The sequence below is a fragment of the Thermodesulfobacteriota bacterium genome, from assembly GCA_039028315.1.
Taxonomy (GTDB): Bacteria; Desulfobacterota_D; UBA1144; order Nemesobacterales; family UBA2774; genus CR02bin9.
In genome coordinates, this window is the sequence record JBCCIH010000050.1 from 1 (window position 1) to 12,230 (window position 12,230).

Annotated in this window: 10 protein-coding genes; 4 read left to right on the plus strand and 6 right to left on the minus strand. The window is 41.5% G+C overall.

Annotation, left to right across the window (positions count from 1 at the left end):
* Both queG and AAF462_04615 read right to left on the minus strand, forming a co-directional pair.
* Nucleotides 1-924 (minus strand): tRNA epoxyqueuosine(34) reductase QueG (gene queG, locus AAF462_04610; protein MEM7008397.1); only part of this gene is annotated, 924 nt, incomplete at its 3' end.
* A 58-nt stretch (nt 925-982) separates the two neighbouring features.
* Entirely contained in the window at nt 983-1,480 is a 498-nt protein-coding gene (locus tag AAF462_04615) for a hypothetical protein (protein MEM7008398.1), read from the minus strand.
* 163 nt (nt 1,481-1,643) lie between these two features.
* Between AAF462_04615 and AAF462_04620 the strand changes: the two genes are divergently transcribed.
* The 4 genes from AAF462_04620 to AAF462_04635 all read left to right on the plus strand — a co-directional run bounded on the left by AAF462_04620 (nt 1,644) and on the right by AAF462_04635 (nt 6,619).
* On the plus strand, nt 1,644-2,354 hold the full coding sequence (locus tag AAF462_04620) for a rhomboid family intramembrane serine protease (GenBank protein MEM7008399.1): 711 nt from the start codon (nt 1,644-1,646) through the stop codon (nt 2,352-2,354).
* A 33-nt stretch (nt 2,355-2,387) separates the two neighbouring features.
* The gene (pfp, locus tag AAF462_04625; GenBank protein MEM7008400.1) at nt 2,388-3,647 is read left to right on the plus strand and encodes a diphosphate--fructose-6-phosphate 1-phosphotransferase; all 1,260 of its coding nucleotides are present in this window, start codon (nt 2,388-2,390) and stop codon (nt 3,645-3,647) included.
* Between the two features lie 186 nt (nt 3,648-3,833).
* Nucleotides 3,834-5,933 carry a LysM peptidoglycan-binding domain-containing protein gene (locus AAF462_04630; GenBank protein MEM7008401.1) on the plus strand — a complete coding sequence of 700 codons (2,100 nt, stop codon included), beginning with the start codon at nt 3,834-3,836 and terminating at the stop codon, nt 5,931-5,933.
* 38 nt (nt 5,934-5,971) lie between these two features.
* Entirely contained in the window at nt 5,972-6,619 is a 648-nt protein-coding gene (locus AAF462_04635) for an N-glycosylase/DNA lyase (GenBank protein ID MEM7008402.1), read from the plus strand.
* A gap of 5 nt (nt 6,620-6,624) precedes the next feature.
* Here the strand turns inward: AAF462_04635 and AAF462_04640 are convergent, their stop codons facing one another.
* From AAF462_04640 to AAF462_04655, 4 genes are all read right to left on the minus strand, one after another.
* A complete protein-coding gene (locus tag AAF462_04640; GenBank protein ID MEM7008403.1) occupies nt 6,625-7,437 on the minus strand; it encodes an SDR family oxidoreductase in 813 nt (270 codons plus the stop codon).
* An 89-nt stretch (nt 7,438-7,526) separates the two neighbouring features.
* Entirely contained in the window at nt 7,527-10,637 is a 3,111-nt protein-coding gene (locus tag AAF462_04645; GenBank protein MEM7008404.1) for a multidrug efflux RND transporter permease subunit, read from the minus strand.
* A gap of 25 nt (nt 10,638-10,662) precedes the next feature.
* On the minus strand, nt 10,663-11,841 hold the full coding sequence (locus tag AAF462_04650) for an efflux RND transporter periplasmic adaptor subunit (protein ID MEM7008405.1): 1,179 nt from the start codon (nt 11,839-11,841) through the stop codon (nt 10,663-10,665).
* Nucleotides 11,828-12,230, minus strand: a 403-nt coding sequence (locus AAF462_04655; GenBank protein ID MEM7008406.1) for a TolC family protein, incomplete at its 5' end; no start/stop codon positions are given. The genes AAF462_04650 and AAF462_04655, both read right to left, overlap by 14 nt.

The window sequence follows — 12,230 nt, forward strand, 5'->3', positions numbered from 1 at the left end:
TAGGAGCACGTTTCTCAAAAGCCCCCTTCTTTTAGTCCGTTTAATTGGACTTCCCTTAAATAGATCACTAAATTCTTTGGGGCTTAAAGATGACAGAATCTCTAAATCAGGATTATAGAGCTCTTGTCTGGGCATAAATTCATGCTGTGATGTATGCGGCGCACGGGTGTTCCATGGACAAACGTCTTGGCAGATATCACAGCCGTAGATATTGTTTTCTATCCCGTCTCTAAGCACAGTAGGAATTGCACCCTTTAATTCAATAGTTAGATACGAGATGCACTGCGTTGAATCGACAACATAGGGCTTAACTATTGCATCAGTAGGACATGCATCAATACATCTAGTGCATGTGCCGCACCTATCGGGCACAGGCGTGTCGTATTCAAGCTCAAAATCAATTATGATCTCTCCCAAAACAGTCCATGATCCGATTTCCTGGTTAATAACACATGTGTTCTTTCCAACCCAGCCAACGCCGGCATATTTACCATATGTCCTCTCCAAGACAGGTCCTGTATCCACATAAACCTTGGAGTTAACTTTTTCTTTTGATTCAGCGCGGATAAAATCCATTAGCAGATTTAGTTTTTTTAAGAGAATGTCATGATAGTCATCACCCCAAGCGTAACGGGAGATCCAGCCCTTTTTTTTATCTGCAAGTTCGGTTGAATATGGATTGTCCGTATTATAGTTTAAGACGCATGAAATAACTGATCTTGCCCCGGGCAGAACTTTGGTTATATCCTCTCTTTTTTCCTGGTTTCTCTCCATATAGCCCATCTCTCCTGAAAACCCGCTTTTTAGCCACTCTTTATAGAACTGGTTCTCTGGGAATTGGCCGACAGGAGATACACCAACAAGATCAAAGCCGATATCTAGGGCTTTGTTCTTAATAGACTTTGTAAAAGAGACTATGTCCATAGAATGCTATTTTATCATATGGGAGAGCAGTGAATCCGAAATCGGTGGTTAAGTGATACTATTCAGACCAACCGTCTGGATATTTCTTGGATTTGATTATCAGCTCTGCAATCTCCTCCACCGCTCCGCTGCCTTTGTTATAGGCAGCATAATAAGAATGCGCCTTAACCTCTAGAGGGGCTTCAGAAGTGGCTGCTGAGAAAGAAGCTTTTTTCATTATTACTAAATCTTCCTGGTCTCTGCAAATAAGGGCTATCTGGGTGTCTTGAAGTGAAAATTCCGATTTCATTTTTGCATAAAAGTCAGACTTTTCTAAAACAGATTGGTGAAGCTCAATTCCCATTTTCTCAGCTACTGATGATATTTCTTGTGATTTGAGCGCTGAAAAGGCAACACACTCAACCCCCTCATCTCTGAGTACGGATATAGTAGAGCCGTTTAGCCCTAATGATGTCGAAGGGGCTTTACCGTTTTCACTAAACCCGTCGGCGTTGACTAACACAAGCCTAATAGGGCTTAGCTCCTTTACAAGATCTGATCTTAGTTTCTGAAACATAGCTTTGAGCCTTTGAATCGATTAGCAGTTTAAGTGCAAATAAGACTTTATTCAAGCTGGCCTTACTTACTTTAACCGTATATCCATATTCTCATGATACTAATACTGCATATAAAGTTCCTTACTTTAAACCCACTTGGAACAATGTATAATCTAAGCCGCCATGTCGAAACAAAGCTCAGGGTTTAAGCTCTCTTCAATACCAATAGTTAATCTGACGCTCATATCCTTAAATATAGTCATATTCATTCACGAACTCTCGCTCGGTGAGAACTTAAACACATTTATTCAAGAATATGCCCTTATACCAGCTGTAGTGTTTTCGCTGTCAGCAGAAATAGGAATAACTGAGAGGCTGTTTCCACTTGTGTCATCTATTTTTATTCATGGAGACTGGGTCCATCTGATCGGCAATCTGATATTCCTATATATTTTCGGAAGCAGAGTGGAAATTAAGATGGGACATTTGAAGTATCTGGTCTTTTACATTCTTTGCGGATTCGCAGCTGGACTGTTTCATGTGCTGACAAACCTTGGATCAATAGTGCCTTTACTTGGAGCAAGCGGCGCGATCTCTGGTGTGCTGGGAGCCTATATCACCTTTTTCCCAATATCTGAGTTTAGAAACCCTGTTCCAATTTTGTTTTTAAGAAATATAAGATTTATCCCGGCAGCGGCAATTATATTTTTATGGTTGGTTATTCAGTTCTTAAATGGCATTGAAACCATAGGGCAATCAGCCAACAGCGGAGGAATTGCATTTTGGGCCCACATAGGCGGATTTGTTGCAGGCCTGATTCTGGCACGTTTCTTTCATAAAGATAATATGGATAGGTATGATTTTAATCAAAGACGAAAACGTGACTATCATTAATTAATGGCAACAACATAGAGGAGTAAGCAAAAGATGGTTCAGCCAAAAATCAAAAAAGGCAAAAAGCTCGCAATTTTAGTCGGCGGAGGCCCGGCGCCAGGTATTAACGGTGTTATTAGCGCAGCCACTATAGAAGCTATAAACCAAGGGATAGAAGTAATTGGCATAAGAGACGGCTTTAGGTGGATAAGCCAAGGGGACACTGATCATGTAGAAGAGCTTACAATAGGCAAAACCTCTAGGATTCACAACACCGGCGGCTCAAGAATAGGTATATCTAGAACAAACCCATTTTCAGTTCCAAACGGCTTAAAAAATACAATTGCATGCTTAAAGAAGTTGCAGGTTAAGTATCTGATCACTATTGGCGGGGATGGAACCCTTTATCTCGCAAGCAGGCTCGCAAAGGAATTAAAAGGGAAAATACAGATTGCACATGCACCTAAAACTATAGACAACAATATGCCGCTTCCGGGCTACATACCTACCTTTGGATTTGAGACCGCACGGCATATCGGAACAGAACTGGTACACCATCTCATGGAAGATGCCAAGACAACCAGAAGATGGTATTTCGTAGTAACTATGGGCAGAAAGACAGGTCATCTTGCTCTTGGCATAGGAAAAGCATCTGGAGCAACTCTAACTATAATCCCGGAGGAATTTAAAAAGAAGAAGAAAATATCTCTTCACGATATTATCAAAATTCTTGAGGGAGCGGTTATAAAAAGAAAGCTAATGGGCAGGGAGGACGGAGTAGCTATATTGGCAGAGGGCATAACAGACAGACTGGATGAGAATGAGCTTAAAAACCTAACTGACCTAACTATGGACGAGCATGGGAGAATAAGGCTCTCTGAAGTAGATCTCGGACAAGTGCTCAAGAATGAGACCACAAAAGCGCTTAAAGAAAAGGGTGTTGAGGCAAGACTAGTAGATACAAGCATCGGCTATGAGCTAAGATCGGCTCCTCCAATACCTTTTGATGCAAGTTATACAAGAAACCTTGGATACAGCACAGTGAAGTTTCTCCTTGGAGGGGGCTCTGGCGCACTTATCAGTATTCAAAAAGGCAAAAAGGTTCCAATCCCATTTGAGAAAGTCATAAATCCGAAAACTAACAGCACAGACATAAGGTTTGTAGATGTTAACACTGAATCCTTTGAAGTTGCACAAAAGTATATGATCAAGCTGACAAAAGAAGATCTTGAAGATAAAAAAGAGCTTAAAAACTTAGCTTCTTTGACTAATATGAAGCCAGCTCAGTTTAAAGAGTATTTTAGTACCATATGATACAAAGTTGGCATATTTTAAGGTAAATACTTAAGATTTAGGCCAAAATCATTGACTTCTATGCCAAATTATGATACAAAATGGTCAATGTTTTATAGGTATTTTCTAACTTTAGCTGCCTTTTCGCTGCTCTTCGCTGTAGGATGCGGCAACAAACAACATTCCCCAAATACGTCTCAGACAACAATGCCGGGAATCTACACCGGTGACGACTCCGACATAAAAATGGTTGACGGGGACAGTGACTATTATAATAAAAACTACAGGGCTCAGGAAAACATTAAGCCCAGCTTCTTTTTCTTAAATCCTCATATCCAAGCCTGGAAAACCTATTATGCATTTGAGGAAATTTTTATTTCATTGCCTGATGTAGCCCCGGAGGATGAGAAGGAAATACCCGTAGTGCTAAATGAGCGGGTTATGCACTACATGAACTATTTCCAAAACCGTGGACGAAGATCATTTAGCATATGGCTTGCCAGATCAGGGAAATACATCCCCAACATGAGGAAAATTCTCCAAGAAAGGGGAATGCCCACCGATTTAGTCTATCTTTCAATGATAGAGAGCGGATTTAATGTAAAGGCAAGATCACATGCTGCAGCGGTTGGACCATGGCAGTTTATCAAACCCACAGCCAAAAGATACGGCCTAAGGGTTGATTCCTGGGTGGACGAGCGCATGGATCCTAAGAAATCCACAGAGGCAGCGGCCAACTACTTAAGCGATCTCTACGCGATGTTCCAAAACTGGGAACTTGCTGCGGCGGGTTATAACTGCGGTGAAGACAGGGTTCAAAATGCAATAGATAAATATCAGATAAATGATTTCTGGCAGATTTCAGAGTTTACTCTTCCAAGAGAAACAAAAAACTATGTCCCTAAGCTAATGGCAGCACTAATAATAGCCAAGGATCCTGCGAAATACGGCTTTGTAGGTATCAAATATCATGAGCCTGTACCTTATGAGACTGTAAGAGTTGCCCCTCAGAAAAAGCTCAGTGATATTGCAAGAGTTTTAGGAGTGAGCTCAACTAAACTTGTAGAGCTAAACCCATCTCTGATACACAAAGCAACACCTCCTGGTGGCCCATATCCTATACATGTTCCAGTGGGATATGCCTCTATAGCTAATCAAAAGAGCCAGCAAATTGCGTCACTGACAAATGTTAATCCAAACATTGCCAAGAGAAGCGGCACTTTTAGGTACAAAGTGAGGCGCGGAGACACACTTGGCGGAATAGCCAGAAAATACAGAACCAGCGTCTCTAAGATAAAAAGGACTAACGGGCTTAAGAGCAACACAATCAGGGTTGGACAAAGGTTAAAAATTCCTGGGAAATCGGCGCCCGCATATAGAGCATCATCTAAGAACAAACTGCATACTGCTAAATATAAAGTTAAAAGAGGCGACACCATTGGAGCTATCGCTGCAAGGCATAGAGTTAGCTCATCAGATATAAGACGCGCAAACAATATTAAAGGCTCACTAATTAGAACTGGAGATGTATTAACAATTCCAGGGGCTTCAGGACGCTACTACGGCGACGATACAAGCGCTAAGAAAACTACCAGGACAGTAAAATATAAAGTTAAATCTGGCGACACACTTGGTGGAATCGCAGGTAGGCACAGAGTTAGCGTATCTACAATTAGAAGAGCAAACGGAATTAAGGGATCAAATATAAGAGCAGGACAGACGCTTAAAATCCCACAAATCACAAGTACAACATATGCAAGCTCTGGAAGTAAATCTAAGGGCACGAAAACGAAAAGCAACGGCAGCTATAAATATAGGGTGAAATCCGGCGACACACTTGGCGGAATAGCTCAGAAGCACGGTGTTAGACTTTCATCACTTAAGAGCGCAAATAACATTAAGGGCTCTAACATTAGAAAAGGCCAGCTGCTAACGATACCAGGATCAAACGGCTCTTACTCAAAATCGAGCTCTTCAAGTTCAAAGCCTAGTAAATACAAAGTTAGATCAGGTGATACACTGGGCGGCATCGCCGAGAAGCACAGAGTAAAACTAGCATCACTTAAGAGTGCAAATAATATAAAGGGCTCATCTATAAGAACTGGCCAGGTACTTGTAATACCCAACGGCAACTATAGCGCTAAGAGCTCATCAGGTAGTGGCCCGATGAGCTACAAAGTTAAATCAGGTGATACCCTCTGGGAAATAGCGAACAAGCACAACACAACTGTTGCAAAGATTAAAAAGTGGAATAATTTAAAATCTAACAGCTTAACTCCAGGTAAAAAGCTGACCATTTATAAGTAATCCAAGTATCCTATTTAAAATTACATACTTTCTATCTCATGGATAATATTTTAATTAACCTAAAAAATTCCTATGCCGAAAAAAGACCTGCAATTATAGAGCGTCTGGGGGAATTTAAAAAAATTATTTCCCACGCTGACGATTACAAAATCTTTGAAGAGCTCGCATTTTGTATTTGCACCGCTGGGGCCAGTGCAAAGATGGGTCTTAATTCGGTAGATGCGATGAGGAATATCCTGCCAAGTGCCAGTCTAAAAAGACTTCAGAAAAAATTAGACGGAGTTCACAGGTTTCCAAACGCCAGGCCTCGCTATATTGTGCATACAAGAGAGTATCTAAAAAATGAGCACGACTTTAAATTAAAAGAACTTATTCTATCTTTTAACAACCCTTTAGAACTAAGAGACTTTTTTGCAAAGAACAAAGACATAAAGGGAATCGGATATAAGGAATCAAGCCACTTCTTAAGAAACATAGGTTTTTCAGGTTACGCAATATTAGACAAGCATATACTCAATACTCTTTATGAATTGAGAGTTATTAAAGATCCAAAACCACCCACTACCAGAGACAAGTATTTAGAAATTGAAAACAGGCTCAAAAAATTTGCAGACAGGGTCAATATAGACTTTGATGAGCTGGATCTGCTTTTATGGAGCGAGAAAACTGGTCAAATTTTAAAGTAATTTTTTTAGCCACCGGTTCTGAATTCAGGGTAGAGCATCATGCCTCCGTCCACATAAAGCACATCACCCGTAATATAATCTGACTCATCAGAGGCAAGCCAAACACAGGCTTTAGCTACGTCCTCTACCTCCCCTATTCTTCCAAATGGAACAAGTTTTAAAAGCCCCTCCATCCCTTCTGGTGTATCCCAGACTGATTTATTTATATCTGTTTTGATAGCGCCGGGAGAAACAGCGTTAACTCTTATTTTCTGAGGTGCAAGCTCTTGAGCGATACTTTTCATAAACATTTTCACCCCACCCTTTGCAGCCGCATAGTTAACATGTCCTGCCCACGGGATAGCGTCATGCACAGAGGATATGCAGATAATCTTGCCCAATGCACAAGACAGCTCTGCAACCATGCCACGCTTTAGAAATTCTCTGACCGCTTCTCTTGAACAGATAAACTGCCCAGTAAGATCAACTGCAATTGCAGCGTTCCACTGCTCAAGAGTCATCTCATGAAAAGGGACATCTTTTTGCACACCTGCATTATTTACAAGAATGTCGATGCTGCCAAAGTGCTTTATCATTTGAGCGAACATCTCCTGCACTTCATACTCGCTGCTAACGTCTGCCTGAAGCGCAATTGCCGTTCCGCCTGCATCTTCGATCTCTTTAACCACCTCACGGGCTTTATCACCGCCGGCTCTAAAATTAATTACAACACTCGCCCCGGCCTTAGCCATAGCGACGGCAATTGCTTTACCTATACCGCTGCTGGCACCCGTTATAAGCGCTCTTTGACCTTTCAGAACTCCGTCTTGATTAGCCATATCTAAGCCTCCGCTTTATAAGAGTTATTAGCATTTAATGATAAATAGAGGATATGAATATAATGTGAAGAAAATATTCAAAATAATGCTTAAACAGCTGTTTTAGACTTACGTTCTCTTAGGCTTTCAATAATCACATAGAAAACAGGAACTACGATCAAACTAAGAAGGGTCGAAACGATCATTCCGCCAAACACTGCAGTTCCAAGAGAGTGCCTGCTGTTGGCTCCAGCTCCGCTAGCTATAACAAGTGGGAACACTCCCAGAATAAATGCGAACGCTGTCATAAGAATTGGTCTTAGCCTAATCATTGCTGCCTGCATGGCGGAGTCTATCACCGACATGCCCTCTTCTCTTCGCTGCTTTGCGAACTCTACTATAAGAATTGCGTTTTTACTCGCAAGCCCGATCAGCATCACTAGACCAATCTGACAGTAAACGTCATTTTGTAGTCCTCTGAAATACTGAGCAAGCATGGCGCCTAAAAGTGCTAGAGGCACAGCAAGCATCACCATAAACGGCATTGCCCAGCTCTCATATAGCGCAGCTAAGAACAAGAACACAAATACAATTGATAGGGCAAAAATAAGCGGCGCGAGATTACCAGCTTTAATTTCCTGGTACGATGTTCCCGTCCACTCATAGCCCATACCCTCGGGCATAATTTCCTCAGCCAGTTGTTCCATAGCAGCAATTGCTTGTCCCGAGCTATAACCTTTTGCAGAATCTCCGTCTATCTCAGTTGAACGATAAAGGTTGTAGTGGCTAATTGTCTCTGGTCCAACTATTTCTTTAACATCAATGAGGGTGCTAAGCGGCGTCATCTCACCTGACTCCGAGCGAACATAAAGTCTTGAGATATCCTCTGCTGTATTTCTATACTCGTCCTCTGCCTGCATAAATACTCTGTATACACGTCCGAAGCGGTTAAAGTCGTTTACATACAGAGAACCTAGATAAGCCTGTAAGGTATCAAAAACATCGGTTATAGAGATGCCCTGTGTTTTGGTTTTAGTTCTATCAAGCTCAATGTATAGACCTGGAACATTTGCATTAAAAGAGCTGAAGAGATTTACCAATCCTGGATTCTCACTTCCTTTTTCAATAATCTCATCTGTAACTTTGGCAAGAGTATCTAGCCCTAAACTAGATCTATCTTGAAGCTCGAACTGAAAACCTCCTGTAGCGCTTAGCCCTTGAATTGTAGGGGCATTAAAGGGAATAACTACAGCTCCCTGAATTCTTGCATATTCCTGTGTAACCTGCTCCATAATTCCAAACACACTGTTTTTATAGCCTTTTCTTTCATTCCAAGGTTCCAAAACTGCAAAAACTGCTCCTGAATTAGAGTCTGATGCTGAGGTTAAGAAATTAAGACCCACAATCGCGATGGTGTGAGCTACGCCAGGGGTATTTTCTAGTATCTTTACAACTTGGTTTACACTCTCTTGTGTACGCTGTAGAGAAGATCCCTCTGGGCCCTGTATGTTAGTTATAAAATATCCCTGATCTTCCTCAGGTAAAAATCCGGTAGGCACAATTCTGAACATAAAATATGTCAGAACCATAAGAGCAGCAAATATTACAATCACAACCTTATTTCGGTGAGTGAGAATGCCTAGCCAGTTTTGATATTTGTCTTTGAACCAATCAAATCCCTGGTCAAACTTTTTGTAAAGATAAAATTTCTTTCCGGTCTCTTTTCTTAAGAATAAGGCGCAAAGTGCAGGACTTAATGTAAGTGCGTTTATAGTGGAAATTCCAACAGAGCACGCTATAGTGAGCGCAAATTGTCTATATAACTGACCAGTGATACCAGGCATAAATGATACAGGTACAAACACCGCCATAAGCACTAGAGAGGTAGCTATTATTGGTCCCTGCACCTCTTTCATCGCTGCGCTAGTAGCCTCTTTTGACGACACGCCTTTTTCTTCAATAAGCCTAGAAGCGTTCTCAACTACAACAATTGCATCATCTACCACAAGTCCTATCGCCAGCACCAAGCCAAAAAGGGTCAATGTGTTGATTGAAAATCCTAGAGCATTAATCAGGGCAAAAGTACCAATTAGCGAGACAGGAATTGTAATCGCAGGAATAAGTGTCGCTCTAAAATTCTGAAGAAAAACAAAAACAACTATAAATACAAGAATAAACGCTTCTAACAGGGTGATTATAACCTCTGAAATAGACGCTTTTACAAATGTGGTTGTGTTATAAATAGATTGTACTTCTAAGCCAGAAGGGAAATCTTCTTTAAGCTGTTCCATCAGAGCCTGAGATTCATTAGAGATATCAATAGCGTTAGCACCAGGAAGTGCATAAATACCAAGCCCAATTGTTTCATCCCCATCCATGAAGGAATCAGTCAAATAACTCTCTGCACCTAGATCAACCCTTGCAACGTCCTTAATACGAACAACTGAGCCGTCATTCTGAGCAACTATGATAATGTCTTCAAATTCTTCTACAGTTTCTAATCTTCCGAGTGTTGTAATAGCAAACTGGAACTGCTGACCCTCTGGAACAGGCGGCTCACCGATGGAACCTGCAGCAACCTGAACATTTTGCTCCGCTATAGCATCTGAAACATCGGTAGTAGTAATTCCAAGACTTGCCATTTTATCGGGATCTAGCCATACCCGCATAGAGTAGTCTCTCTCACCCCAGATCGTAATAGCACCAACGCCAGGAATACGAAGTATAGGATCTGATATGTGGATATCTATGTAGTTACTCATGAACAACTGGTCGCGGGTCCCATCTGGAGAAGTAAAATTAAATGCTAAGATTAATGCAGTCGATTGTTTATTTACAGAAATTCCATATTTGCTCACTTCTTCAGGAACCCTAGGCGTGGCAAGCTGGACCCTGTTTTGAACATCTACAGCAGCAATATCGAGGTCATAACCTATCTCAAAAGTAACATTGATAGACATGGTCCCGTCATTAGAGCTATTGGATGACATATATGTCATGCCTTCAACGCCGTTTATCTGCTCTTCTATAGGAGTTGTGACAGTTTCCTCAACCACTTCAGCGCTAGCTCCTGTGTAGGTTGCTGAGACGTTTATAGTAGGAGGAGCGATCTGAGGGAACTGTGCAATTGGAAGCACAGGTATAGATATAGCTCCGATGAGAGTTATCAAGATTGCTAGTACTGTCGCTAAAACAGGGCGGTTAATAAATAAATCAACCAAAACTAATTTCTCCTAGTAAATCTTATTACTCAGTCGTTCCTGTGGGTACAGGCGAAGGCGATGAAGCTGCTTTTTTATTTGCCTCTGCTTGCGCCTGTGTTTCTGTCTTAACAGTTATTCCAGGCTTTACCTTCTGAAGACCGTTTATTATCACTTTCTCGCCGACTTTAATACCCTTGGAAATAACCCTATCTCCCTTGTAGGTTGAACCGGCTGTAACATTTCTGAATTCGACTTTGTTGTTATCTCCCACCACATATACATAGTTTTCTCCCTGCTGCTCCCCAACTGCCTGCTCTGGGACCACTATTGTGTTGGGCTGCTCTTTTAACAAGAGCTGAACTTTCACATACTGCCCGGGCAATATAGTTTTCGCGCTGTTTCCAACAGTACCTCTTAGGGTAATAGTTCCTGTAGTTACATCAACTTGGTTATCTATAAAATCAATTATGCCGTCTTGTGGGTGTTTGCTCTCATCAGGAAGCATAACACTAAAGGTAAGAGGCTTTATGTTTTGTTGTTTTAATACTTCAGGAATGTCTCTTTCAGCCACATTGAAATACACATAGATCGGATCTAGCTGGACTAGAGTCGCAAGCTGTGTGGCCTCTTCGGCTCCGACTAAATTTCCGACATCGACGAGTCTTCTGCCGATTCGTCCGTCAAAGGGAGCATTCATCGTACAGTAGCTTAGGTCAAGTTCTGCCTGAAATACGTTTGCACGATCTGCTTCTACCATCGCTTTTGCTTCTTTGACAGTTGTTACATATTCATCATAGGCGTCTTGTGTTATGTAGTCTTTCTCTACAAGTGGTTTGTAGCGTCTAACCTGCTCTCTAGCAAATGCTAGTGCCGCCAGATCCTCTTGCAGCTGTGCCTCAGCAGCCACCAGAGCCGCCTCAAAAGGCCGTGGGTCTATTACAAACAATAAATCACCCTCATTTACATCGGCGCCGTCTACAAATGCTCTTTCTACTAAAAAGCCTTCTACTCTTGCGTTTATATAAACTTGCTTGATTGATTGAAGTGAGCCAACGTAGTCAAGATATATAGGCACCGTCTCTGATTTTGACTCTGCAACAGTAACAAGAGGCTCTGTCTTTTTTTGCTTATCTTTATCACTTTTTCCGCAGCCTATGAGCGCAAAACTAAACACCAATACCAGTGAAAATATAGTAAGTGAATAAATATTACTGTTCTTCATTATTAGACTCCTCGCCTTTAGATTCTGAATCCAAAAGCGCATCTTCAACCAATTCTTCGTTTTGATCTATTAGTGAATCGGGAGTAGGAATATCCGTACCCAATGCATTTATCAAGTTTGCATAAGAAGTAAATACTTCAGTTGTGGTCTCTACCTGCTCGGCCCTTGCATCAGCAAGTGTTGTCTGAGCGGTGAGCAGCTCTATAATATCGCCCACGCCGTTTTGGTAAAGTTCTAATGATGCATTGTATGATTCAAGTGAGCTTTGAAGTAATACTTCTGCGGCTTCAAGCGATTGAACTGCCGTTCTAAATTCATAATATGAAGCCCATACGTCATCAATAACTATCTGCTCCTGAAGTTTGAGCGCAGCTTTAGCAGACTCTAGA

Coding starts and splice junctions, on each gene's coding strand:
- AAF462_04650 (MEM7008405.1), bottom strand. CDS start 11,841: ATGAAGAACAGTAATATTTATTCACTTACTATATTTTCACTGGTATTG.
- AAF462_04630 (MEM7008401.1), top strand. CDS start 3,834: ATGCCGGGAATCTACACCGGTGACGACTCCGACATAAAAATGGTTGAC.
- AAF462_04620 (MEM7008399.1), top strand. CDS start 1,644: ATGTCGAAACAAAGCTCAGGGTTTAAGCTCTCTTCAATACCAATAGTT.
- AAF462_04635 (MEM7008402.1), top strand. CDS start 5,972: ATGGATAATATTTTAATTAACCTAAAAAATTCCTATGCCGAAAAAAGA.
- pfp (MEM7008400.1), top strand. CDS start 2,388: ATGGTTCAGCCAAAAATCAAAAAAGGCAAAAAGCTCGCAATTTTAGTC.
- AAF462_04615 (MEM7008398.1), bottom strand. CDS start 1,480: ATGTTTCAGAAACTAAGATCAGATCTTGTAAAGGAGCTAAGCCCTATT.
- AAF462_04640 (MEM7008403.1), bottom strand. CDS start 7,437: ATGGCTAATCAAGACGGAGTTCTGAAAGGTCAAAGAGCGCTTATAACG.